Annotated in this window: 28 protein-coding genes; 17 read left to right on the top strand and 11 right to left on the bottom strand. The window is 63.2% G+C overall.

The window, feature by feature from the left end; genetic code table 11:
- Positions 1–426: 426 nt before the first annotated feature.
- The 8 genes from CCR97_RS00425 (at position 427) to CCR97_RS00390 (ending at position 4,895) form a co-directional block, all read left to right on the top strand.
- Positions 427–630, top strand: coding sequence for a hypothetical protein (locus CCR97_RS00425; protein ID WP_111360695.1), 204 nt, complete (start codon positions 427–429; stop codon positions 628–630).
- The gene (locus CCR97_RS00420) at positions 627–797 is read left to right on the top strand and encodes a hypothetical protein (protein WP_170146123.1); all 171 of its coding nucleotides are present in this window, start codon (positions 627–629) and stop codon (positions 795–797) included. Before CCR97_RS00425 ends, CCR97_RS00420 begins: the two co-directional genes overlap by 4 nt.
- 776 nt (positions 798–1,573) lie before the next feature.
- On the top strand, positions 1,574–1,864 hold the full coding sequence (locus tag CCR97_RS00415) for a hypothetical protein (protein WP_111360644.1): 291 nt from the start codon (positions 1,574–1,576) through the stop codon (positions 1,862–1,864).
- Positions 1,865–2,578: 714 nt separating this feature from the next.
- The gene (locus tag CCR97_RS00410; RefSeq protein ID WP_111360643.1) at positions 2,579–2,923 is read left to right on the top strand and encodes a DUF2958 domain-containing protein; all 345 of its coding nucleotides are present in this window, start codon (positions 2,579–2,581) and stop codon (positions 2,921–2,923) included.
- A 193-nt stretch (positions 2,924–3,116) separates the two neighbouring features.
- Positions 3,117–3,512, top strand: a complete 396-nt coding sequence (locus tag CCR97_RS00405; protein WP_111357005.1) for an H-NS histone family protein — start codon at positions 3,117–3,119, stop codon at positions 3,510–3,512.
- 91 nt (positions 3,513–3,603) lie between these two features.
- Entirely contained in the window at positions 3,604–4,086 is a 483-nt protein-coding gene (locus CCR97_RS00400) for a hypothetical protein (protein ID WP_111357004.1), read from the top strand.
- A gap of 60 nt (positions 4,087–4,146) precedes the next feature.
- On the top strand, positions 4,147–4,515 hold the full coding sequence (locus CCR97_RS00395) for a type II toxin-antitoxin system RelE/ParE family toxin (RefSeq protein WP_111357003.1): 369 nt from the start codon (positions 4,147–4,149) through the stop codon (positions 4,513–4,515).
- Positions 4,512–4,895, top strand: a complete 384-nt coding sequence (locus CCR97_RS00390; protein ID WP_111357002.1) for a helix-turn-helix domain-containing protein — start codon at positions 4,512–4,514, stop codon at positions 4,893–4,895. Before CCR97_RS00395 ends, CCR97_RS00390 begins: the two co-directional genes overlap by 4 nt.
- A gap of 199 nt (positions 4,896–5,094) precedes the next feature.
- On the opposite strand, the gene CCR97_RS00385 is transcribed toward CCR97_RS00390, so the two are convergent.
- The 4 genes from CCR97_RS00385 to CCR97_RS00370 all read right to left on the bottom strand — a co-directional run bounded on the left by CCR97_RS00385 (position 5,095) and on the right by CCR97_RS00370 (position 8,005).
- The gene (locus CCR97_RS00385) at positions 5,095–5,997 is read right to left on the bottom strand and encodes a nucleotidyl transferase AbiEii/AbiGii toxin family protein (protein ID WP_111357001.1); all 903 of its coding nucleotides are present in this window, start codon (positions 5,995–5,997) and stop codon (positions 5,095–5,097) included.
- A complete protein-coding gene (locus tag CCR97_RS00380; RefSeq protein ID WP_111357000.1) occupies positions 5,969–6,811 on the bottom strand; it encodes a hypothetical protein in 843 nt (280 codons plus the stop codon). The genes CCR97_RS00385 and CCR97_RS00380 overlap by 29 nt, the downstream gene beginning before the upstream one ends.
- A gap of 233 nt (positions 6,812–7,044) precedes the next feature.
- Positions 7,045–7,590, bottom strand: a complete 546-nt coding sequence (locus tag CCR97_RS00375) for an ImmA/IrrE family metallo-endopeptidase (RefSeq protein WP_244670186.1) — start codon at positions 7,588–7,590, stop codon at positions 7,045–7,047.
- A gap of 55 nt (positions 7,591–7,645) precedes the next feature.
- The gene (locus CCR97_RS00370; protein ID WP_111356998.1) at positions 7,646–8,005 is read right to left on the bottom strand and encodes a helix-turn-helix domain-containing protein; all 360 of its coding nucleotides are present in this window, start codon (positions 8,003–8,005) and stop codon (positions 7,646–7,648) included.
- A gap of 126 nt (positions 8,006–8,131) precedes the next feature.
- On the opposite strand from CCR97_RS00370, the gene CCR97_RS00365 reads away from it, so the two are divergent.
- The 5 genes from CCR97_RS00365 to CCR97_RS00345 all read left to right on the top strand — a co-directional run bounded on the left by CCR97_RS00365 (position 8,132) and on the right by CCR97_RS00345 (position 11,031).
- Positions 8,132–8,350: a hypothetical protein gene (locus tag CCR97_RS00365; RefSeq protein ID WP_111356997.1), complete on the top strand. Its 219-nt coding sequence runs from the start codon at positions 8,132–8,134 to the stop codon at positions 8,348–8,350.
- A gap of 10 nt (positions 8,351–8,360) precedes the next feature.
- Complete coding sequence (locus CCR97_RS00360; RefSeq protein ID WP_111356996.1) at positions 8,361–8,624, top strand: DUF1883 domain-containing protein; 264 nt, start codon at positions 8,361–8,363, stop codon at positions 8,622–8,624.
- 158 nt (positions 8,625–8,782) lie between these two features.
- On the top strand, positions 8,783–9,442 hold the full coding sequence (locus CCR97_RS00355) for a hypothetical protein (RefSeq protein WP_146618731.1): 660 nt from the start codon (positions 8,783–8,785) through the stop codon (positions 9,440–9,442).
- Positions 9,439–10,392 (top strand): tyrosine-type recombinase/integrase, encoded by a 954-nt coding sequence (locus CCR97_RS00350; protein ID WP_111356995.1) that lies wholly within the window; start codon positions 9,439–9,441, stop codon positions 10,390–10,392. Before CCR97_RS00355 ends, CCR97_RS00350 begins: the two co-directional genes overlap by 4 nt.
- A 54-nt stretch (positions 10,393–10,446) precedes the next feature.
- On the top strand, positions 10,447–11,031 hold the full coding sequence (locus CCR97_RS00345; RefSeq protein ID WP_111356994.1) for a TrmH family RNA methyltransferase: 585 nt from the start codon (positions 10,447–10,449) through the stop codon (positions 11,029–11,031).
- A gap of 210 nt (positions 11,032–11,241) precedes the next feature.
- Here CCR97_RS00345 and CCR97_RS00340 read toward each other — a convergent pair whose 3' ends face one another.
- From CCR97_RS00340 to CCR97_RS00330, 3 genes are all read right to left on the bottom strand, one after another.
- Complete coding sequence (locus CCR97_RS00340; RefSeq protein ID WP_146618730.1) at positions 11,242–11,958, bottom strand: hypothetical protein; 717 nt, start codon at positions 11,956–11,958, stop codon at positions 11,242–11,244.
- 96 nt (positions 11,959–12,054) lie between these two features.
- Positions 12,055–12,495: a hypothetical protein gene (locus tag CCR97_RS00335; RefSeq protein WP_111356993.1), complete on the bottom strand. Its 441-nt coding sequence runs from the start codon at positions 12,493–12,495 to the stop codon at positions 12,055–12,057.
- Positions 12,496–12,595: 100 nt separating this feature from the next.
- Positions 12,596–12,850 carry a hypothetical protein gene (locus tag CCR97_RS00330; RefSeq protein WP_111356992.1) on the bottom strand — a complete coding sequence of 85 codons (255 nt, stop codon included), beginning with the start codon at positions 12,848–12,850 and terminating at the stop codon, positions 12,596–12,598.
- A gap of 190 nt (positions 12,851–13,040) precedes the next feature.
- Here CCR97_RS00330 and CCR97_RS00325 point away from each other — a divergent pair, with 190 nt between their 5' ends.
- The 3 genes from CCR97_RS00325 (at position 13,041) to CCR97_RS00315 (ending at position 15,248) form a co-directional block, all read left to right on the top strand.
- Positions 13,041–13,688 carry an AAA family ATPase gene (locus CCR97_RS00325; RefSeq protein WP_111356991.1) on the top strand — a complete coding sequence of 216 codons (648 nt, stop codon included), beginning with the start codon at positions 13,041–13,043 and terminating at the stop codon, positions 13,686–13,688.
- A complete protein-coding gene (locus CCR97_RS00320) occupies positions 13,666–14,004 on the top strand; it encodes a hypothetical protein (RefSeq protein WP_111356990.1) in 339 nt (112 codons plus the stop codon). The genes CCR97_RS00325 and CCR97_RS00320 overlap by 23 nt, the downstream gene beginning before the upstream one ends.
- A 155-nt stretch (positions 14,005–14,159) precedes the next feature.
- The gene (locus CCR97_RS00315; protein WP_111356989.1) at positions 14,160–15,248 is read left to right on the top strand and encodes a replication protein RepA; all 1,089 of its coding nucleotides are present in this window, start codon (positions 14,160–14,162) and stop codon (positions 15,246–15,248) included.
- A 493-nt stretch (positions 15,249–15,741) separates the two neighbouring features.
- Here CCR97_RS00315 and CCR97_RS00310 read toward each other — a convergent pair whose 3' ends face one another.
- The gene (locus tag CCR97_RS00310) at positions 15,742–17,646 is read right to left on the bottom strand and encodes a type IV secretory system conjugative DNA transfer family protein (RefSeq protein WP_111356988.1); all 1,905 of its coding nucleotides are present in this window, start codon (positions 17,644–17,646) and stop codon (positions 15,742–15,744) included.
- 212 nt (positions 17,647–17,858) lie between these two features.
- Between CCR97_RS00310 and CCR97_RS00305 the strand changes: the two genes are divergently transcribed.
- Complete coding sequence (locus tag CCR97_RS00305; protein WP_244670185.1) at positions 17,859–19,133, top strand: MobA/MobL family protein; 1,275 nt, start codon at positions 17,859–17,861, stop codon at positions 19,131–19,133.
- A gap of 2 nt (positions 19,134–19,135) precedes the next feature.
- Here CCR97_RS00305 and CCR97_RS00300 read toward each other — a convergent pair whose 3' ends face one another.
- From CCR97_RS00300 to CCR97_RS00290, 3 genes are all read right to left on the bottom strand, one after another.
- The gene (locus CCR97_RS00300; protein WP_111360639.1) at positions 19,136–19,432 is read right to left on the bottom strand and encodes a hypothetical protein; all 297 of its coding nucleotides are present in this window, start codon (positions 19,430–19,432) and stop codon (positions 19,136–19,138) included.
- Positions 19,429–20,319 carry a phage integrase N-terminal domain-containing protein gene (locus CCR97_RS00295; RefSeq protein WP_201159206.1) on the bottom strand — a complete coding sequence of 297 codons (891 nt, stop codon included), beginning with the start codon at positions 20,317–20,319 and terminating at the stop codon, positions 19,429–19,431. The genes CCR97_RS00300 and CCR97_RS00295 overlap by 4 nt, the downstream gene beginning before the upstream one ends.
- A gap of 98 nt (positions 20,320–20,417) precedes the next feature.
- Positions 20,418–20,729, bottom strand: coding sequence for a hypothetical protein (locus CCR97_RS00290; protein WP_201159205.1), 312 nt, complete (start codon positions 20,727–20,729; stop codon positions 20,418–20,420).
- Positions 20,730–20,977 lie beyond the last annotated feature (248 nt).

The raw sequence follows: 20,977 nt of genomic DNA, 5'->3' as shown, positions 1-20,977 counted from the left end.
CCTCCGCCGGGCCGCTTCGCCAAGTCACCAGCGGCCCACGGGGCTCCGCCCCGTCCCCCGTCAGCCATCCTTGCGGATGGCGCCCGTCCGGCACGACGCCGGACCGGATGCCTGCCCGCCCTGTCGGCTCCCCGGGCGCCGTTCACGCCATCCGGGCGCCTCTGTCCTGCCTCGCCCGTAAAAACGCGCCCTGGGACGCCTCTGGCACGCTGTGGGGCTGTTCCCGTTGCCTGCCCTCTGCCTCGGCGGCCGGACGGATCGGGAGATGCGCCGGGGCCTGCCCCGGTCAACCGGCGGCCCGCTCCATTCACTGCTGCTCCCGTGTTGCCGGTTGACCGGCGGACGCTGCGCTCAGTGTGCCCGTCGCCCAAACGCTCCCGACCGGCCGCGAAAGGCGAGGCCGGAGAAACCAACGGGAGAACACCCATGAAACAGCAGCCCAGAAACAAGCGCCCCAGCCACGCCGTCTACGTGGTCGAGGGCGAAGGCGAGAGCGCCTACTGGACCAAGGTCGGCGCCGCCTGGGAGCACGACGACGGCGACGGCTTCAACATCGCCCTGACCGCCGTGCCGCTCACCGGCCGCCTGGTCGTCCGCAAGCCGAAGGCCGAACGGGAGGGGGGCCGATGAGCCCCGCCAAGGACCGCAGCCGCACCTTCAAGGTGCGGCTCTTTTCCTTTGTTATTCGGATGCTGCTTGGACCGTACGTGCCTCGCACGTCGATCAATTTTCTTTATATGCAAAGTTCGAAACTGATCCAATTTGAAACAAATGATCTTCCAAGTCAGCATGGCTGACTTATTGTTCTCAGAGAGAATATCCAACCTCTCGTAAATAATATAGAAGAAGTTCTACTGTAATAAATGCCATGTTCGTGAGTTCTGCCTCAGCGCATAAGCTATATGTTACGTCGTCGTTTTGATTTCATCACATGCCTGTGATTGCTATGCATCCATAAGACGCAATGATGCACAATCAAAAAATGCCGAAAGCCGAGCCGTCGGGATGACTACGTGCTACCATAGGAGGATGGACGTAAAAATTACGCTCAAGGCACCTTGACGAGGAAGAACGCTTAACGGACCATGTTACAGAAGCTGCATGTCTTGCGCCCGCATTGCGCGAAATTTGGTCGGGATCAATCGTTATGGTCGATAAGCTCTACGCACACCGCACCCTGCTTCTTCGTCGGAGCCTCGGTCGGGCGGGTCCGAGCGGTCAGGAATACCGTCATGCCAGCTAGACGTCAGAAGATCAGTTTCTCGGCCCCGGGAACGTTCAGCACCCGCAGTGAAGCTTCCACGCTTCACTGCGGGTGCTGTCGTTTGGACTTCCCCTTCGACACCTTGATCTTGCTGTAGGGGCAAAAAGAAGAACCCCGGACCGCGTTGCCGCGCGGTCCGGGGTCACTTGGAACCCAGTCCAGTCAACCGGATCACGTCATTGGCCTGAAACCAACGTGATCCTCATCTGAGGTGAGATCATGTTCAACCGGACTCGGCCTCCAGTGCGTCGCGAAGAACGCGACGTACGCTTGCAATCCGATGGGCACCACCGTCCACCGCGTCGTTGGGTGAAGGTGGTGCTCGCGGTGATCCTTCTGACCTACTTGGTCGCCAGCGTTGCGCTGCTGCCCGGCAAGTACGCCGAATATGGGATCGGAATGACCATGCTTTCGGTGCTGGTGATCCTGTTCTGCGCCGTGGACCATGTTCACGACGTTTGCAGCGGCACCTACGAGATGCTGAGCGAGACAGGAAATGCCTTCCTCAAAGTGGGGGTGACCCTGAGGCGTCTGGCTGGAGCAATTCAGCGGTTTGACGAGGGGATCAGGCACTTCCTCGGCCGCTGGTGGAAAGATTGAAGATGGCTCAGATGGGCCGGAGCAAACCTCCGGCTCATCACCATAATAAAATGAATTATAATTCAGAAAATTGGGTGCGTCTAGAGCACCGTCTGCCGCTGTTACACTGGCAGACAGTGTCTTCGAAGCGCTCTCCCAACGCTCAGCGGTCATCCTCGCGCTTCCTCGTCCCAGTGGAACGAAGCTTCGCGGCCTAACCACGGCCCCAAGCCCCCAGAGCACTGTACGTGCAGCTGAGGGCGGCGAATACCGAAAGACAGCACATTTCCGGACCAAGATGTAATCATCCCGGGACTGTTGCGACACTACAACGCTCCGTGAGCGGTAGAGGCGGTCCCGGGATAGAGCCGGGGCAACCAACGGTCCATGACTGCGATAGGGAATCCCAGCCGGACCGGCTTTTTAGGGCCTTCTGCGGTCAGGTAGCCCCATCCAGCAGCGCGGTCAGGACGGTCCGCGCCTGCCGGGTCTCGTAGCCGGTCAGGGAAGCCGCACGGCCTCGCGCAGGAGCGGCCAGGAGCCCTTCTGAAGCCGTTTGGCGCGGACTCCCGAGGTGATGACGCCCGTGGGAAAGTCGCGTGGATGACCGCCCGCAGGCCGCCGTCCATGCCCTGCCCGCACCAAACCGTGTGGGGCAGGACTGCGGCCCTCAACCCGGCCGGTCCGATCTCCCGCGCCCCACGGGGCGAACATCAACCAACGGGAGAAACACCCATGAAATTGATCACGGACGCCCAACGCGACGCAATGCTGGCCAATGGCCGCCGCAGTGCCGCAGGCGAGGAGATCGATCCGCACCCGGTCGTGAAGCTGTTCACGCCGGACGGCGCCGCCATCTGGCTCCTCACCGAGCTCGATCCGGACGACCCGGACGTCGCCTTCGGCCTGTGCGACCTCGGCGTCGGGTTCCCTGAACTCGGCAGCGTCAGCCTCGCGGAGATCGCCGAGGTGCGCGGGAGGCTCGGCCTGGCGGTCGAGCGGGACCAGCACTTCGTCGCGACCAAGCCGCTCTCGGCCTATGCCGAGGCGGCCGAGAATGCCCGCTACATCGTCGCCTGAAGGGCAGGGGAGCCGCATAGCGGCTCCCCTGCTGACTATTTCCTGCGGTTACAGGCGCGCCAAATCTGTCGATAGTGGGCGAACTTGCTTGCTTTTAATGCAAAGCGTCGTAGGAGGGCTTATTGGCCCGTTTTTCCGGCAAGCCGAACATGGGTGCCGGGGCGGTAAAACGAATGAAATGAGGAAAGCCGGAATGGCCAACGTGAATCTCAAGACCATGGAAGTTGCCGAGCTGCTCGCCCTCCGGGGCGAGATCGACGCCGCCCTGGAGGACCGCAGCCGCGCGCTGCGCGATCAGCTGGCCCAGCTCGAGAAGGCCACCGGACGGACCACCAAGGCCGCCCCCGGCCAGCGCTCGAGCACGCTGAAAGGCATCAAGGTGCCGCCCAAGTTCGTCGGTCCGAACGGCGAGACCTGGGCAGGTCGCGGCGCCCGGCCGAAGTGGCTCGCCGAGCTGCTGGAGGCCGGACACGCGATCGAGGAATTCGCGGTCGGCGAGACCGGCGCCGAGGACGAGGCGCCGGAGGAAGAGGCCGCGCCGCGCGCGAAGCGCGGGGCCGCCCGCAAGGGCGCCCGGCGCCGGAAGTAGGCGCGAGGCTGCGGCGTTTACGCCACGCTCCCCGACGCCATTAGACGGCATCAGGTTGGCAGCCGCGCCGCCCCGGCGCAGGCTGCCTCCCATGCCCAGGATCAAGCCGGAAGATGCCGAGCGCGGCGCCCTCGCCGAGGCGGCGTTCCGGCAATGGCTCGACGCCTCACGGCTCCCCTACATCTACGCCACGCAGACCCAGGAGAGCCTGCCGATACATTTTCGGGGGGCGCTCAAACGCCCGGACTACCTGGTCGCCCTGCCGTTCGTCGGCACCCTCGCGTTCGATGTGAAGAGCAAGAACCTCTACGGCGGCGCCTACCTGTTCGACGTGAGCGAGGTCGAGCGCCTCGACCGGTTCGGCGACCTGTTCAAGATCGCCGTGTTCTTCGCCTGCCTCGATCCGCAGGGCGGCCCGGACAGCCGCTGGTTCCGGGTCGAGACGCTGCGCGACCATCCCCGCAAGAAGCTCAGGGGCCGCGCCGTCCACGTCGTGCCGCTGAGCTACGGGCTTGCGGTCAACATGCAACTCAGCTTCCAGGAGGCACTGCGCAACGCCATCTCGCTGGCGTAAGTACCTCAATGAGTTACATGGACTTGAATCCATATGTATTCTATGCCATAAATATCCCTGATGCCGTGGTCTGTTCTGTTTCATCCGCTGTTCGAGCCTGAATTCGACGGGCTCGGCGCGGAGATTCAGGACGAGCTGCTGGCCCAGGCCGACGCGCTGAGGCGTCTCGGGCCGTCGCTCGGGCGGCCGCGCGTGGACACTCTCAAGGGTTCCAAGCACGCCAACCTCAAGGAGCTGCGGTTCGATGCGGGCGGAGGGGTGTGGCGCGTGGCCTTCGCCTTCGACCCCGAGCGGCAGGCTATTTTACTCGTCGCCGGGGACAAGAGCGGGACGAGCGAAAAGCGCTTCTACAAGCAGCTGATCGCGAAGGCCGATGCGCGGTTTTCCGACCACCTCGCCCGGATCAAAAAGGAAAGGAGGACAAAATGACGACGCTCGAACAGAAGATCGCCTCCTTGCCCAAGGCACGGCAGGCGAAGATCAAGGCCCGCGCTGACGCGCTGGTGGCCGAGGAAATGGCCCTGCGGGAGCTGCGTGAGGCGCACGCCAAGACCCAGGCGAAAGTCGCCCGGACGCTCGGCATCGGCCAGGACAGCGTGTCCCGCCTGGAGCAGCGCAGTGACATGCTGATCTCCACGTTGCGCGATTACGTCGCCGCCATCGGCGGCACCATGCGCCTGGTTGTGGAGTTCAAGGGCCGTCCGCCGGTCGAACTCAACGGGTTCGGGGTTCTCAACAAGCCCCGGCGGGTCAAGGCTGCGGCAGCGAAGACTGTCCGTCGCCCCCGGCGCAAGCAGACCGCCGCCTGACGGGCGCGCCCGAGCGGGCCGGGCTCTCGTGAACGGAGCCGCGTGCCGCGTCTCCGCCCTGCGGGCTTCGATCCCTCGCGCAAGAGCCACCCCGGCCCGGCCGCCTCAAGGCCAAGCCCTGCGGGCGCGCTCCGCGCGGCCTTGACCCGGCCGTTCCGGGTTGGCAGAGGGATGACCGTCGCCTAAGCCGGAAACCGGCTCAGGCGCCGTTCCCTTCACTCCAGGGAAGGCTTTTGTAGAACACCACGATCTGCTGGTAGGTCGGCTCGAACTCAGGAAGCGCGCCGCCGATTTCCAACCGCATCGTGTCCCATTCGGCCTGGGCCTTTTCCTTGACCCTGGGATCATCAAACGAGGACTGTGTCGGTTCGATCTCACGATCCGCCGACTTGACCAGCAAGGCATCCAGAATTCGGGCGCGCATCGCCTCGTCAGGCTGATACCGGGTCACCAGCCAATCGATGTCGTACACATCCTGTCGGCGGGTGCGGTTCCGCACCGGCTGCTGCAGCAGCGCCCGCAGCTTCTCGGCGATGATCTCCTCGGCCGAGTACGCCCGGATCGACACCTCAGGTTCGTTGATCACAAGCTCCGTGGGGTGAACAACCTGCTCCTTGAACGAAATGTCGAGCTGAAGGACGCGTGTTGATTGCCCCTCCTTCAGCCGCGCCTCGTCGGCCTCTCCCCGGTGGGCGAAGCCGATGGTGAGCCTGAGGGCTGGCGCCGTGAACTCCGGGAACCCTTCGGGACGCGGCTTGTACACCAGCCGCTGAACGGCGCAGACGATGTCTGTGTAGCCGAGGTCGGCGGCGGCGCGCGGCAAGGCACCGTTCAGCGTTTCCCGCAGTTTGCTGGCGTAGGGCTCGGGATCGACAATAGCGGTGAAATCTACGTCGCCGGTCTGGCGCCTGCTGCCGTGAGCCAGCGACATGAGAATCCCGCCCTTGAGGACCAGGGATTCATTGAGCACCGGGGTTATGCCGATGGCGTGCAGCAGAATCTCCGTAACCTGCCGCTCTAAGTAGCGAACCGGGTCCGCCCGTACCTGCTCAACCCATTCGGAGATCGTTACTTTACGGGGAATCGCTTGTGTTTGAGGCATTCAGAGAAATCATCCATTTCTCCGAATATCTGTTCACATAAGGCCGGGAGGGGTCAAGTCGTCGGCTCCCACCCCGCTGCGCAAACTGTGACCAGGCCTCGACGCGCGGATCGCCTATTCCGAGCCTCTCCTGCAGGAGGTAGCCTGCGCGCACCTTGATGATCTTTTCTGTAGCGCGGTCTACAGCCGAGATGATGTCCTCCGCGTAGGTGCGGGCGTGTTCGTCCCACACCGCCACGATGTGGGCCATCCCTCCGCACAACTCCGGGCGATCGAGCATCTGCACGAACGTCTCGCCCACCGAGGCGATGCGGGCAGCGCTACCTCGGATCGGTTTGACGACCGGTGTCCGTTTCGTGCTGTGCAGGCTGACCAGGCGTCCCCGAACCTTCTTGGGTAGCGGGGCCTCGAAGAGGCGGACGCGGAACTCGTCGGGACTAGCGGGTGCGCCGAAGTCCTCACTCTCCTTCTGTTCGCGATCCACGGCCCATGGCACTGACAGCGTCAGAGCCTCGGGCGCGCGCGTCGTGAGCCCATAACGCTGCATGGCCGAGAGGTGAGAGAGATAGCAGAACGGGTTGACGAGCGCCGTGATCTCCTCGGCCGTGCCATCCGGCACGTCTGAGACCCGGTAGACCGCCTTTTCAAAGTCCTGGTCGGGCCTGAGATACCGGTCTTTCAGTAGCTGCCTGCGGAAGTAGTTGAATGAGGCCTCGTCAGGCCGTTCGGCCCTTTTCGAGACCGGCTCGCCGTGGAACTCACCAGCCTTGTAGAGGCGCCAGATCAACAGAAAGAGGCTGTACGGGGTGACCACTGGGGCCCCCAGCTCCGTTAGAGAGCGTTGTATGGCAACTTTCGGCGTCACATTAATGCAGTCCATATGTCCTAAGGACATATGGACTGCGTCATATTGATTGTCAAGGGAGGATTATCCCTGACTCTCCGTGGTGATGCACAAGTTTTGCCAAATTTCATTCATTCAATATTTGAACCACGTTATGTCCTTAGGACATAACGTGGTTATGTTATCTACAAAAATGACACTTGTCAAGATTCCTGTCCTTGGGGTGTTCTGAGGGCCTCAGGCTGCGCCGCGAGGCGCAGCCTCCGCCATGCGGCACAGACGTTCATCCGCATCCTCACCACCTCCTCGCTCGCGCCATAGTGGTTAGAGGCAGAGGCAATCGACATCCCTTCTCGTGCGATGAGAAGCGCAGCCTCTTCCGAGATCAGCAGGGCTGGCCCGAGCCAATTAGCTTCATCTTCCTGTGTGCGATCGAAATACCGTGTACCCATCGCGGTCAGCAGCGGGTTTGGCTTGTGCACTAGCAGCCCATGAGCCAGCTCATGGGCGATATTTGCGGCTTGTCGCTTTGGATCATGGGTGTCGTTGTGGATGATCCAGCTCTGCCCATCGATGTCCAGCGTGACCGCTGAAAACTCCTTCTGCCCTGCTCCGGACTGAAGATAGGTGACTTCACGTGGGGCACGTCGCGCGAATTCGGAGAGTCGTACGATGAAGAACTCCAGATGACCCGCGAGCTGCCAGGGGCACAGGGGATCTGTCGGCAACACTCTCAGCTCGCGCCGCATCTCGCGCGCGTACCAGTTCGCCTCGGTCTTAAACCCCCTCCGCAAGACCATGCGTTCAGCCCTGTTTTTTTCTCAACTGCTGGTAGGCTGTTTTGATTAGGGTTTCAAGCGCCTTGGCACCCTCCTTCGATAGGTTCGGATCGGCACGCAGGTGAGCAGTTATTTGTGCCAGCGGTTCCGATTTTGGCCGCGCCGCCGGTTTGGCCCTCATGAAGTCGTCCGCCCTGAGGCCCGACCAAGCGCATAGGGCGGCGAGACTATCGAGATCGGGACGACGCCCCTGAGACATCCGGGTCAAGGTGGATGCCGGCACCCCGGCCTCTTCCGCGACCTTCTTCCAAGTGGCCCGGCGCGCGATCCTCTCCGCATCCAGAGCCGCGAAGAAGGCCTCGCCATCGAATTTGTCTGTGCTCATTTTTGATTCTCATTGAATTGCGCTCTTGCAATCAGAGCGCTCCCTCACAATATGAATCCCACGATTGCTATGTAGCAATCACGCGCCTCACATGCAATGGCGCCAACTCATTGGAGTGAAAAAGAAATGGCGAAGAGCAGCGGCTCTGGCGGCCACTATCGCAGTGCGATCAGTGGTCGCTACGTCACCACGAACCACGGCAAGGCCAGCCCCCGGACCACGGTTCACGAACCGTCCGGCCCGAGCGGGTCGAGCGGCTCTCATTTCCGGAGCGCGATCAGCGGCCGCTACGTCACGACGAAGCACGGCCAGGCCAGCCCCAACACGACGGTCCGCGAGGACTAGGGAGAGGGTTATGAACTTCTTGCATAATGATCTGGGCCACCTCAGCGGCGGCGAAGTCGTTGAGGTGAATCTGTCCAATGCAGCCAACGTCAAGCTCATGGACAGCAGCAACTTCAGCAACTATCGGCGCGGCGGGCGGCACGAGTATTTCGGCGGCCACGTCACCCGTTCGCCCTTTCGGCTGGAGGTCCCTCGCGAGGGCCACTGGCACGTCGCCGTCGATTTGGGCGGCTACGCTGGATCGGTCCGAGCTGGAGTCCGGGTGCTCGGGTGAACGCGCTGGACCGGGAGGCGTCGGTTGGGGCGCCTCCCGGTCTCGACAAAGGAGAGGGGCGTCTCAGCAACGCCCCCTCCACCGAAATCGAACCCCACCATGGACGACCTAGACAATATGTGATAAAGGACATTATCATATATAAACGGTGATTGGTCATGACGGACGCGATTCGATTTGAGGAAGGGACCGTGCTCTTCGTTGAGAGCCCGGACGACACCACCGTCCACCTGGTGGAGGGCCCCCTGGCAATGGAGTTGCGTCGTTTAGGGGTGTTCAGGTCGGAATTGGCCATCGTAAGTGAATGGCTCTCGCGAATTCCCGCTGACATTCATCCTCGGTCCATCAGTCAGGTCGACAGCGCATTGGCGGAGGCGTCTCTCCTGGGATTTTGTCGCTGCTTTGACCACAAACACCCCCTCAGGCCGCTGAAGCCGAAACGTGTTTTCTCGCCAGAGAACCGCGACAATTTCGATCGGCTGAAGGCGATTCGAAATCAGCTCATCGCCCATGACTCTCAGCTTCTTACTGGAGTATATAGTCTAATCAAAAAGTCACGCGACCATAGTGCAATAAAAGCATTCTCATTTTTAATCTCCGTCCCATTTCTCGCCTTACGTGAATTCGAGATTCTGCGACAGCTAACCGAGATCACCTCTTCTTGGGTTCATGAAGAACACGAACGTGTCTCAGACAAGATCGTCAATCTCTTCAATGATCTGCCAATAGAGCAGCGAAAATCAACACCTCCTTTCACAATTCAAGTGGGAGAGCCGAAGGACTTTTTCGCGCCCGAGAAGCCGAGGATCAAGTTATGAACCACCTTACCCTCCCCGCCTCTCCCCTCCCCGCCCTAGTCGCCGCAACCGGCGAGCGGGCGCAGGTGCGCTTTATCGAGTTCTTCACGGCGCAAATCCGTAACCCGAACACGCGGCGCGCCTACGCGCGCGCCGCCGGAGAATTCATGGCCTGGTGCGAGGACAACGGGCTGCGCTCGCTGGCCGAGGTTCAGCCCGTGCACGTCGCCGCCTACGTCGAGCTGCTCGGCCGCGAGCGGTCGGCGCCGACCGTCAAGCAGCGCCTCGCCGCCATCCGCCACCTGTTCGACTGGCTGGTGGTCGGCCAGGTGATCCCGGTCAACCCGGCCGCCTCCGTGCGCGGCCCCCGCCACGTCGTGAAGAAGGGCAAGACCGCCGTGCTCGCGCCGGACGAGGCGCGCCACCTGCTCGACAGCATTGACGCCTCCACGCCGATCGGACTGCGGGACCGGGCGCTGATCGGCCTGATGGCCTACAGCTTCGCCCGCGTCGGCGCAGCGCTCGCCATGAAGGTGGAGGACGTCTACGTGCAGAACCGGCGCCTATGGGTGCGGCTGCACGAGAAGGGCGGCAAGCGGCACGAGATGCCCTGCCACCACAATCTGGAGACCTACCTGCACGCCTACCTGGACGGCTGCGGCCTCGCCGCTGACCCCAAGGGGCCGCTGTTCCGCACTCTCGGGCGCGTCACCGGCGAGCTGACCCGCACGCCCCTGCCCCAGGCGAACGCCTACGCCATGATCCGGCGCCGTGCGGCGGCGGCCGAGATCGAGACCAAGATCGGCAACCACACCTTCCGGGCGACCGGCATCACGGCTTACCTGAAGAACGGCGGCACGCTGGAGCGCGCCGCCGCCATGGCCAATCACGCCTCGACCCGCACCACCCAGCTCTATGACCGTCGCCGGGACGAGCTGACGCTGGATGAGGTAGAGCGGATTCTGATTTGACTTGAGAGGCGCAACACATTCTGATCTGTAGTATAATTATCTTAGGAGACCACGATGGACGCCCCTCTTTCAAAAAATGCCCTGCGAATTCAGAAGCCTCCGCGCTCCGAATTCATGAAATTTCCGCGCAGCCCTATTGTGGTTGTCTTAGATTCATTGAAATGCGCCCACAACATTGGCACAATTATAAGATTGTGCGACGCCCTTCTTATTGAACGACTATTCATTTGCGGAAATACAATTATTCCGCCGAACGGCAAAATTAAAACAAGCTCTCGCGGTTCCGAGAGATGGGTGCCGTGGGCATATGGCGCGAGCGCTCTTGAGGTGGTAAAGCGTCTAAAAAACGATGGATATTACATCGCCTCAGTCGAAATATCAAAAAACAGCAAGCCATACTATGGTCTTGCGCCAAAGGCACCACCGATAGCCGTCGTTTTCGGACGGGAGTTCGATGGGGTTTCACCTGAAATTCTGAGTATTTCTGACTATGTTGCAGAGCTTCCAATGTACGGAATGGCAAATTCCATAAATGTGTCCGTTTCAGCTGGCGTTATTCTTTACCATCTTGACAAGATCGTTAGGGAGACCAGTGATCCTCCCAGCTGTCTGAGATTCTCGAGCCAGCCCGCTGTTTAAGTTCAGCAATTATATCTTGCGCCCGCCTTATTGTTTTTAAGGCAGTCTCTTTATCCCACTCATGTCCGTACCTTTCGTATTTTTCAATATGCTGTTTAATCGCGCGCCTTTGCCCGTCAATTTTAGTTTCTTCGCTGCTCATATGACTTCCCCACAACAGCCCGAAAATGGCTTTCCATCGAGGATAGCCCTCAACCTAATGGTTGATAGCTACCCGGTTCTCATAGTGTCTTCACGGGAGTCGTTTATTTTATAGTTGAGCTTGCGTTTCATCTCTCGGATAAGACGCTGACAAGACTCGATCCTGCAGATGTGTGCATACGCCTGGTATGTATCCCCCGCCATGGCGTACTGCATCGCAGGAGACTCATTATCTCTAATCTCTTTCCGTAGAGCCTCTATTTGCCCGACTATAACCTTGTCGTCTTCCTTCTTTTTCTTTATTGATGTGCGGGATTCCTCGACCTGATTCAAAAACGGTTCAGAAAAGATTTCTGGCAACATTGCCGAGATGAGAGCGCTTTCTTTCAGGCGCCCGAGTATAGTGTTTACATTAGAGGTTTTGTTGAGAGAAGCGTTTGCGAATTTGTACGCAAGCACAGGAACAAGATCGCTTCGAATTTTGTCATCTGCGACATCTTCGCTCTTCTTTTTGTATATTAAATGCAACGTATCAAATAAATACCACTCAACCCAAACAGCAGACTTGTCCTTATTCTTTAGCTTTTCGTCAATCTCGCCTCTTTGACGAGAACACTCCTCGGCGCGCTGCACGAGGAACTTCTTCCGTTCTTCGGGACGACGTCTGTCTGTCTCTGGCATGCCTTCGTAGGCGGGATGGGGATCTACTTCCCCAATAAACACATTTTTCCAGAACCCAACAAACTTGGACGAAGTCGATTGAGGATTATTTGAAGTGGCGGTCATTTTCCCACGCCCGTCAGCACTACCGAATTCAGTCTGCTGAACGCACGTCAGAATTGCAAGATGGTATCTTGCGGGGGGGGGCTTCGCCCCCCGCCCCTACGCCCAGGCCAGCGCCTGGTGCGGCGGAGGCAGCGGGCCGACGTAGCCGTCCGGCACCAGCCGGAGCCCCTCTCCGGGCTCCCTGGAGCCGGATGGCCTGTCCTCGATGAAGTCAAAGATCAGCAGCGGCGGCAGGCGGCCGTGGCGGTGGAACAGGTGCACGGCGAAGATGTCGTGGCCACGCATGCCCGGGTCCGACCGGATGTCTATCAGGCGCGGCTGGCACAGGAACGAGGCGAACGGCGCCCTGAACCCCTCCGACACCCGCAGCCTGCCCGTCTCGTCCACCAGCCACGACCATTCCGGGTCGGCCCGTGCCCGTGCCAGATTCTCAGGCCCGAGCAGGTCTTCCAGGGTGGGTTCCGCCGCCTCCGGCGGCAGGACAGGCGCGAGCGCGAGCGCTCCCGCGCCCAGCAGGACATTCCGCTTTGTGAGCATGGTGGCCTCCGTGAAGGCCGGAATCTTCCTCCTGTACCGCCGCGCGGGGAAGGCGGCATCATGACTCGTTGACGCCTTTCGGCGGGTCAATTCCTACCGCTTACGGTAAAATGTAAATTGTACTACTTCGAGTCGGCATCACGGGCCGCCGCGCGGGAATGGAGCCCGGCCGGGTCTCGGCCGACCCGCGCCCCCAGCGCCAGCCGCACAGGCGCAGGTGCTCCACGATCGCGCGCGCCATGCTCTCGCGGTCGGCCTTGGTCAGGGCGCACCGCAGGCCGCGCACGGTAAGCCGGGAGAGCGCAAAGCGCACGTCGAAGCGCAGGTGGTCGTCGTCGGTCCAGGGATCGCCCATGGCTCTATGAGAACGGAGATAGAACGCCCGTCAAGGCTCTCGGCACCTCTACGGTTTACGGTAGGCGGCAATTGATCAGTGCCGCCGCCGCAGGCACCTGAATTGCTAATTTGGGCCGACTCTGCCACTCTGCCGTAAGAGGTAAACGGTATGCAACACACGGTTTACCGTAAACGGTAAAGGGTAGACCATGAAAACCATCGCGCTGGTGACGCAGAAGGGCGGCAGCGGCAAGAGCACGCTGGCGATCGGGCTGGCCGTGGCCGCCCAACAGGACGGCGAGACCGTCTTCATCCTGGAGACCGACAAGCAGGGCACCGTGGCCAACTGGGCACTGCGCCGCACCGACCCAGACCCAGCCGTGGACCGCGTCTCGGGCGGCGCCGAGCTGGACCGTGCGCTGGCCCTGCTCGCCTCCAAGGGCTACACGCTGGCGGTCATTGACACCCCCGGCGTGGACAGCGTGACCGTGACCGCCGCCATCCGTGCCGCCGACCTGTGCCTAATCCCGGCCCGGCCAAGCCCGGCCGACATCGAGGCCGCCAACCCCACCCTGGACGCGATCCGCAAGCTCGGGAAAGAGTTCGCCTTCGTGCTCAACCAGGCCCCGGTGCGCAGCTACCGCATCAACGAGGCGTCGTCGGCGCTCAACATGTGGGGGGTGCTGGCGCTGCCCCACATCGTCCAGCGCAACGACCACCAGGACGCCCTCGGCGCAGGGCAGGGGGTCACCGAGTTCTCGCCGGACAGCAAGGCCGCCGAAGAAATCCGCGCTCTGTGGGCGTGGGTCAAGAAACGTATGAGAGGGTCCGAGAATGAGCTCCGCGCCATCGCCTAAGGGACGACGGGTCACCCTGGACGCGCTCGCCAAGGGGGCGGCGGTCCCGCAGGCGACCGAAGCCCTGGTCGAGACCCGCCAGGAACCGGCGGCGCCCCCTCCGGCCCCGCCGGAGGCTGTGGCCCCGGCCGCCCGTTCGGGCAGCTCGCGCGACAAGTACCCCAGCGCCACCGTCTACCTGCCGAAGAAGGCGATCCGCCTCATCAAGGAGATCAGCCTGGAGGAAGACCGGCGCATCTCGGACATCCTCGCCGAGGCCGTTGACGAGTACCTGACCCGCCGGGGGCACCCGTCGCTGGAGCAGCTGTCGAAATGACCGCCTCCTGCGGTTTACGGCTTACCGTTTACCGTAAATCGCGTATCGGCTTGGGGCCGCCAAGCCCGGCGACGGCCTCCGCTTCCCTCTGAATTAAGCCCAACAAGCGGGCAGGGCACGTTGGGTGCCCCCCGCAAATCAGTTACGCTGGGCCCATGGGGCCCATTGATGAAAGCCTGATTCGCGACGCCGATCTCCGTGAGGAGCTGGAGAAGGCGCGCGGCAGCATGCTGTTCGCGACCGTGGCCCGCCACCTGGTCGAGCGCCAGGCAAAGCGGGACCAGGAGGCCGCCCAAAAGGCCGAGCGGGCTTCCTTCCTCGCCAGTCTGACCCCCGTGCAGCGCCGCCGCGAGATCGTCCGCGAGGTGATCGAGACCGAGCCTCTCACCCCTGATAGCCTCAGCTACATCCACAGCCATCTCGCCCTGTGCGGGCTGCCCTACCGGCGCCTGCCGGAGACCGTCACCGAGTACGAGCGCACCAACGGCCGCACGGCCATCGTGGTGAGCGCCGGGAAGCTTCGTGCACCCGACGGCTCCCGCCTTCAGCAGCCCGTGCCGTTCGGGCCGAAGGCCCGCCTGCTCATCGCGCATCTCAGCACAGACGCGGTGCGCAACAACTCGCCCACGGTCGAGATCGCTGACAGCCTCTCGGGCTTCATGCGGGAGCTGGGCATCGAGCCCAAGGGGGGGCCGCGCGGCACCATCCAGCCGTTCAAGGAGCAGGTGAACGCGCTCGCTGCCTGCCGCTTCGAGATCAGCGCGTGGGACGGCAAGCGCGCCGCCACGCTGGACGCCAAGCCCTTCCAGCGCGTTGACGTGTGGTTCCCCCGGAACGCCGACGAGCGGATGCTGTGGCCGACCACCATCACCTTCTCGGACAGCTTTTTCTCAAGCCTGAGAAAGCACGCCATGCCGGTCAACACCCACGTGTTGCGGCATCTGGCGAACTCCGCCCGCAAGCTCGACCTCTACTTCTGGATCAACTACCGGCTGCACAGCATCGACACCAAGCTGACCGTGCCGTGGGCGAGCCTCGCCATCCAGTTCGGTGACGGCTTCGGCCGCGAGCGGGACTTCCGCGCCCAGCTCGCCGAGGAGCTGGCCGACATCAAGTCCCTGTTCCCCAAGCTGCCCCTCAAGCTGACCGAGCAGGGGATCACCCTGGAACCGGCCGGGCCGGATGTGCTCGCCATCCCGGCGCCGAAGGCGGCCAAGCCCGCACGTTCCCCGAAAAAATCCTGATTTTCCTAGGCTGTAGCTACGCTGAATTGGTCGCGCCCCCATCCTCGGGCATGTGCCGGGATTCAAGGGGTTAGCACCCCATCCACGCTGAATTGGTCGCGCTTCCACGCTGAATTGGTCGCGCGTACCCCCCTCCGGCACGCTGAATTGGTCGCGCTTCCACGCTGAATTGGTGGCGCATTCCACGCTGAATTGGTCGCGCCTATATATAGAACAAGAAGATCCAAGAACCTCTCCAAGAAGCTCTCTTCAAGAATCCTTACATAATTTCAAAAAGAGGGATTTTCATATTTTGAGGAGAAAAGAAGAAGGGGCACAACCCAGGCCCACAGAACCGCCTGACAGTGCTTTTTCGGGGGTCGCTCGACGCCACTCTCGGGCGTCGGACATGGACAGCCCTACAGCGTCGCCTGGGCAGCCGGGTCAAGGGGTGCGCAGCACCGAAGGCTTGCCCCTTGAGGCGGCTGCACACGGGGCGCCAGTTCCCCTGGAACTACTCCTGCTCGGGTGAAGACTTGGCAGGCTGGGAAGAAGCGCCACCGGACGGCTTGGCGATAACAAACGGAGCATTGCCGCCGCCCTGTTTTTGAACGGGGAGGATAACCGTCCGCTTCGGAGCAGGGGCGGCAGGTGAGACCGGTTGCCTCTCGGATATGGGCAGCACAGTCTGTTCATGGAAATAGCGCTTCCGCAGGATCATCGGCTCTTCGCCTGCCGCAAGTACGAAGATGCTCTCACGGTGTTCCGGTGCAAGAATTGTGGTCGGGTCGAGCACGCGCTTGGGCGTCCCCCCGAAGACGTTGAGGGAGTCGCCGAAAGCAGTCGAGATCATCTCCGCCACTTTCATCGTCGGCGCCATGTACATGCGCACGTCGCAGCTCTCCATCATCCCTTCGCCGAAGCCGGGGTAGGCGTTCGTCAACTGCTCGGGATACTGCGCGAACATCCACAGTTTGATGCCGTAGGAACGGCCGGTTTCCAACGCCTCGCGGATCGGTTGCATCTGGCCCAGGCGCGGCAGTTCGTCGAGCAGGAACAGAATCGGCGGGCCTCTGCGCTCATGGTTGCGCATCAGCTGCCGGACATGCTGGCCGATCACCACACGGAGGATCGGCGCGTAGGTGTCGAGCGCCTCGGGCGGGATGCAGAGGTAGAGGGTCGGGCACGGCTCGCGCCGGAAATCCTCGGGCTCCCAGTCGCAGGCGGCCGTGATGCGCTCGATCTTGGGGCCTTCCCAGACCTGCATGTGCTGACCGGCTCCGGCCAGCACACCCTCGAACTGCTTGGGCGAAGTGGCCGACATCTGACGGAACCGGGCGGCGGTCCGGCGCATCGCTGTGGGGTAGGGGCTGCCCGCCGCCGTTACTTCCTCGAGCATTTCCGTCAGGCCCAGTGTCGACACCAGGTCGAGCACCTTCTGGAGCGTCCGCTCCTCCTCCGGACAGGTGTGGACCGTGTAGGCGATGAACAGCGTCAGCAGCTCCTTGCCCATCGTCTCCCACACGGGCTCGGAAGCGCTGCGCACCAGCACCATCAGATCGGCGAGGAAACGGGCGCTCTCCCACAGCTCGTCCGGATGGTCGTCAACAAAGGCGAGGGGGTTGTAACGCGCGCTCTTGTCCGGGTCGGGTTCGGTCGGCGCGAACCGGATCACATGGTGTCCAAGGTGCTCGCGCAGCTCGTGCGTCGCGGCGTAGCACTCGCCCTTCACGTCCAGGGCGATGATCGGGCCGGGGTAGGTCGCCAGCGTCGGCAGAACGTGACACTGCGTTTTGCCCTTGCCGGGCGGGGCGATGGTCAGCAGGGATGCCTCTCCCCGGTAGTGCATCATCTGGCCCGAGGTCTCGGACACGCCGATCGCCAACCCGTAAGGCCCGGGGGTGGTTGAAAAAGCGAGCGACCCGCTCGCGGCGGAAGCGGACGATCGCCCGACATGGCGCTGGAGCCAGCGGTTCAGGGCCGGAAATACCGATGCCGCCTGATCGAGGTTGCCGACGAGGCGCTCAATCCCGCGGACCGTGTCTGCAACAGGGTGCGGATAGTACTGGCGCGGACCCAGCATTTTCGCGATCGATGCCATGTTCTCGCGATCGTAGCGGACAGTGCATCGTCCGTCGCCATAGGCAATGGACGCTCGGAGAGCCTCCATCAGCGTTGTCCCATCGTTGAAAAACTCAATAAATTCAAGTAGCTCAATAAGCTTGAGCACAAAAATTTCGTACTCTGTCATGTCCCGGAGAGGCCGGCAGAACGTCAGCGCTGGATGGGCATAGCCAAGGCTGCTGGACTCTTCCTGTGCCCATCTGTGGCAGTAGGTGCCAGAGCGGTTCTGAAACTTCCGGTCGAGATTGTCGAGGAAGTCCGCGATTTCCTGATTGTCGAATTCCCGGGTTTCCATGGCGCTGTCCGATCCGATCGGGGTCCTTCGCGGTAGCAGGATGGGGTGAGCTAACTCAAGCCTGGGTTGACTGCGGCCGGCTTCCCGGCGGGGAGAGTGCGCGGCCGTGGCGGGCTCTGGTGCCGCAGGCGGGCTGTGTGGTAGAGGATGGCGTGTGCAGCAGTGCGCACTTATGGGTTTGCAAAGCAAACCCGTGCGCACCCGAGGCGGCCATGGCCATCTACAGCCTGCATCATCAGCCGATCGGGAAGAGTACGCAGGCGCGGCCGTACACGGCCAGCGCGCACATCCACTACATCACCCGGACCAAGGCACTCACCCATCTGGACGGGGAACGCCTGCCGGTGTCGCGACGGGGCGCGATGGGGTTCCTGCGTCAGGCCGAGGACGGCGACCGCAAGAACGCCCGTGTGGTGGACAAGGTGATGCTTGCCCTGCCGAGGGAATTCGACGCCGGGCAGCGGCACGCCCTGGTGCGGGAATTCGCCGAGGCGGCGACCCAGGGCAGGGCGGGGTGGCTCGCCGCCTACCACGACGGCGGCAAGGACGCCGACAACCCGCACTGCCATCTGGTGATCCGCGACCGCGATCCGGAGACCGGCAAGCGGGTGGCGGGCCTCAGCGAAAAGGGCTCGACCGAGCGGCTGCGCCTGATGTGGGAGCAGCACGTCAACGCGGCGCTGGAGCGGGCAGGGAGGTCCGAGCGGGTTGATCGACGCACCCTGGAGGCGCAGGGCCTCAGCCGCGAGCCGACCATCCACGAAGGGCCGCGCAGCCGCGAAATGGACCGGCGCGGCGCGCGGCCCGTCTCACGGGTCCGCACGCGCCGCAACGGCCGGGGTGCCCGCAGGCGCGAGCGCCAGGTGGACTACTGCCGGATTGACGGCGGCCGGTCCCGCCCGGCCTATAACCGGGCGATCCGCCCGGCCGGGCGCGAGACCGAGGCGGAGTGCTGGGCTGCCCTGCAGGCGGCCGAGCGCGGGCGCGAGCTGGACGAGCTGCGCGCCGTTCATCAGCCCCATCAGGAGCCCTCGCCGCAGTACGAGGCGCGGATGCGGGCCTACAAGGCGAGGTTGGCGATGGCCAGCAACGACCGCGACCCATCCGGCAAACCTCTCCACAAGCCCGGCATCGAGCTGGTGGCGGACGGGATCGATCTCGCCGACATGGAAAAGCAGCTGGAGAAGATCGAGCGGCAGGTCGCCGAGGTTGAGGCGCGGAAGTTCATGACGCCGTTCCGCCGCAAGGCGGAGCTGGAGCGCCTCAACGGCCAGCGCTCGCAGCTCACCATGAAGGTGGTGTCCACCCGCGAGCACGTCCGCGCCAACCCGCATCAGGCGGAAATCTACGAGCGCCGGAAGGCGGAGCTGGAGCAGGAACAGAAACCCGCCGAGGGGCCGGGCGGCGGCGGAAAGGCGCCGCCCGAGCCCGAGAAGAAGCCCGAGCGGGCTCCGGAGAAGAAGAGGGATTGGGGCTGGGAGCCGTAAGCTCACCAGCTGATGGTCAGCTCCGGCACGTTCGGCCCGTCCACTCCCCGGCGCCGGGGTGTCCACTCGCAGCTGGCGCCCGCCGCCGCAAGTTTCTTCACCAGCTCGCGCGCCGCCTCGGTGCCCGAGAGATCGAGCGGTTTCTCGGGCGCGATGGTCAGGGTGTTGAGGCCGTCTGCCGCCGCCCTGGTGATGCACTGAAGAACCGAATCGACATCCAGCAGGCTGGCGGCCGCGCGCTCGCGGGAGTCGCGGGCGAGCTTGCGCGCGCCCTCGATCTTGGCCTTGAGCCCGCTCATCGCGGCGCGCTCCCCTTGGCCCAGCGGCGGCCGAGGTAGGTGTCGGTCACGTCCAGACGGCCGTGCCCCAGCTCGTGAGAAATCTCCATCCGCGCCGCGCGGTCGCGCGCGCGTTCCTCCGGCGTCATCTGTCCGCAGTCGCGTCCGCCTGCCGCCGGGCAGTCCCAGCCGGTCAGCACCTTGTAGCGCCACTGCGCATAGGCGTGGCGCAGCCCGTGCGCCTGCCCGAGCCCGGCGCGGCGGGTCTGGTGCTTGTAGGTTTGCAGCTGATCCACGTAGAGCCGCCCCGGCGCGATCAGCGAGCCGTTGCCGATTGCCGCGCGCACCTCGTCGAGCAGGGCACGCTGTTTGGGGTGGGTGATCGGCACCTCGCGGTAGCGACCGCCTTTGCACCAGCTGGGCTTGAGGGCGATGCGGTCGCCCCGGTCGGCCAGCGCCGGGCGGAACTTGATCGCCTCCTCGCGGCGCAGCCCGAAGGCTGCTTCCAGCTTGAGCGTGAGCTGTGTCCGCGCATCCGCGACGCGGTCGAGCGTCTCCGGCGTCAGCCGCCGGGCGCGGTTGCCCTGGTAGGGCGTGCGCTCCGCCAGGCCGAAACCCGTGTTGTCGCCGGGCAGCAGCCCCGGCTTGCCGACCTTCTCGGCCCACCAGCGCAGCCAGCCGAGCCGGTTGCGGATGGTGGCGTCGCCGATGCCGCTGGCGCGCCAGTGCGCCACCAGCGCGTCCACATGCTTGGGCGCCAGGTTCTTCGCCGCCTTCAGCTTGAAGCCGAGCGCGTGCAACTCTTCGGCCAGCTGCTGGAGCCCCCGCGCGCGGCAGGCGCGCGTGGCAAACGACCCGTCCCCGCTGTGGCGGGTCAGGTTCAGCAGCGCGTAGTTCAGTTCCTTCATCTCCGTTCGTTTCGTCGGTCAATGTTGATGGCCAGACGGTTCCCGCTGTGCGCGGGGTTGCCGCTGGAGCCCGAGGGCTCCCGAGGGCCGGTTACTCATCACCCGTCGGTCATTTTCTCCGGTTCAAGTGCCTCCAATCGGTTGGTGGATTCCTCGACCGGCCGTCTGTCGTTCGGCCGGGCGCGTGTTTCCGCCGGTTTGGTCGCCTCTAGTGAGCGTGCCGGTGCCGTGCCCGTGGGGCCGTGCGGCGCTGCGTGTTTTTGTTGGTCAGCGCATGGGCAGGAGACCTCCTCCCGCCGCCGGAATTGCCGCATGGTCGTGACCATGCCCGTTGCGTCGTTGTCGTCATCATCAGGTTCCTTCTCCAAAAGGTCGGGCCGCATCGCTGTGGTCGGGATGTCGCGCGTCACCTAGGGACGAGTGCCCGCGTGGCACTCGTCGAGCACTTATGCGGGGCCGCGTAAGCCATCCTGACTAGATGGGTATGGCTCGCGGATAAGTTGCTGATCCTCTGGAGATACTCGCGTACTAGCGGCTCGGTTAACGGTGCCCGAATACTGCTGTCACTGTCAGCTTTTCCGACAGTGACAGCAGCTCCTGCGGCGCCGCTGTGCTGGCCTTGCAACGCGGCGGCCACCGGGAGGGCAGCCCTCCCGGC

Origin of the sequence: Rhodoplanes elegans (assembly GCF_016653355.1) — a bacterium.
GTDB lineage: Bacteria > Pseudomonadota > Alphaproteobacteria > Rhizobiales > Xanthobacteraceae > Rhodoplanes > Rhodoplanes elegans.
This window is presented reverse-complemented; position numbering and strand designations above follow the sequence as displayed.

Excerpts from the sequence above, each read along its gene's own strand:
- CCR97_RS00335 (WP_111356993.1), bottom strand. The coding sequence starts at position 12,495 with ATGCTCACAAAGCGGAATGTCCTGCTGGGCGCGGGAGCGCTCGCGCTC.
- CCR97_RS00300 (WP_111360639.1), bottom strand. The coding sequence starts at position 19,432 with ATGAGCGGGCTCAAGGCCAAGATCGAGGGCGCGCGCAAGCTCGCCCGC.
- CCR97_RS00390 (WP_111357002.1), top strand. The coding sequence starts at position 4,512 with ATGACGACGCTCGAACAGAAGATCGCCTCCTTGCCCAAGGCACGGCAG.
- CCR97_RS00355 (WP_146618731.1), top strand. The coding sequence starts at position 8,783 with ATGACGGACGCGATTCGATTTGAGGAAGGGACCGTGCTCTTCGTTGAG.
- CCR97_RS00320 (WP_111356990.1), top strand. The coding sequence starts at position 13,666 with ATGAGCTCCGCGCCATCGCCTAAGGGACGACGGGTCACCCTGGACGCG.
- CCR97_RS00370 (WP_111356998.1), bottom strand. The coding sequence starts at position 8,005 with ATGAGCACAGACAAATTCGATGGCGAGGCCTTCTTCGCGGCTCTGGAT.
- CCR97_RS00375 (WP_244670186.1), bottom strand. The coding sequence starts at position 7,590 with ATGCGGCGCGAGCTGAGAGTGTTGCCGACAGATCCCCTGTGCCCCTGG.
- CCR97_RS00360 (WP_111356996.1), top strand. The coding sequence starts at position 8,361 with ATGAACTTCTTGCATAATGATCTGGGCCACCTCAGCGGCGGCGAAGTC.
- CCR97_RS00310 (WP_111356988.1), bottom strand. The coding sequence starts at position 17,646 with ATGGAAACCCGGGAATTCGACAATCAGGAAATCGCGGACTTCCTCGAC.
- CCR97_RS00325 (WP_111356991.1), top strand. The coding sequence starts at position 13,041 with ATGAAAACCATCGCGCTGGTGACGCAGAAGGGCGGCAGCGGCAAGAGC.
- CCR97_RS00395 (WP_111357003.1), top strand. The coding sequence starts at position 4,147 with ATGCCGTGGTCTGTTCTGTTTCATCCGCTGTTCGAGCCTGAATTCGAC.
- CCR97_RS00295 (WP_201159206.1), bottom strand. The coding sequence starts at position 20,319 with ATGAAGGAACTGAACTACGCGCTGCTGAACCTGACCCGCCACAGCGGG.
- CCR97_RS00340 (WP_146618730.1), bottom strand. The coding sequence starts at position 11,958 with ATGACCGCCACTTCAAATAATCCTCAATCGACTTCGTCCAAGTTTGTT.
- CCR97_RS00400 (WP_111357004.1), top strand. The coding sequence starts at position 3,604 with ATGCCCAGGATCAAGCCGGAAGATGCCGAGCGCGGCGCCCTCGCCGAG.
- CCR97_RS00350 (WP_111356995.1), top strand. The coding sequence starts at position 9,439 with ATGAACCACCTTACCCTCCCCGCCTCTCCCCTCCCCGCCCTAGTCGCC.
- CCR97_RS00410 (WP_111360643.1), top strand. The coding sequence starts at position 2,579 with ATGAAATTGATCACGGACGCCCAACGCGACGCAATGCTGGCCAATGGC.
- CCR97_RS00365 (WP_111356997.1), top strand. The coding sequence starts at position 8,132 with ATGGCGAAGAGCAGCGGCTCTGGCGGCCACTATCGCAGTGCGATCAGT.
- CCR97_RS00305 (WP_244670185.1), top strand. The coding sequence starts at position 17,859 with ATGGCCATCTACAGCCTGCATCATCAGCCGATCGGGAAGAGTACGCAG.
- CCR97_RS00425 (WP_111360695.1), top strand. The coding sequence starts at position 427 with ATGAAACAGCAGCCCAGAAACAAGCGCCCCAGCCACGCCGTCTACGTG.
- CCR97_RS00345 (WP_111356994.1), top strand. The coding sequence starts at position 10,447 with ATGGACGCCCCTCTTTCAAAAAATGCCCTGCGAATTCAGAAGCCTCCG.
- CCR97_RS00385 (WP_111357001.1), bottom strand. The coding sequence starts at position 5,997 with ATGCCTCAAACACAAGCGATTCCCCGTAAAGTAACGATCTCCGAATGG.
- CCR97_RS00315 (WP_111356989.1), top strand. The coding sequence starts at position 14,160 with ATGGGGCCCATTGATGAAAGCCTGATTCGCGACGCCGATCTCCGTGAG.
- CCR97_RS00420 (WP_170146123.1), top strand. The coding sequence starts at position 627 with ATGAGCCCCGCCAAGGACCGCAGCCGCACCTTCAAGGTGCGGCTCTTT.
- CCR97_RS00330 (WP_111356992.1), bottom strand. The coding sequence starts at position 12,850 with ATGGGCGATCCCTGGACCGACGACGACCACCTGCGCTTCGACGTGCGC.
- CCR97_RS00405 (WP_111357005.1), top strand. The coding sequence starts at position 3,117 with ATGGCCAACGTGAATCTCAAGACCATGGAAGTTGCCGAGCTGCTCGCC.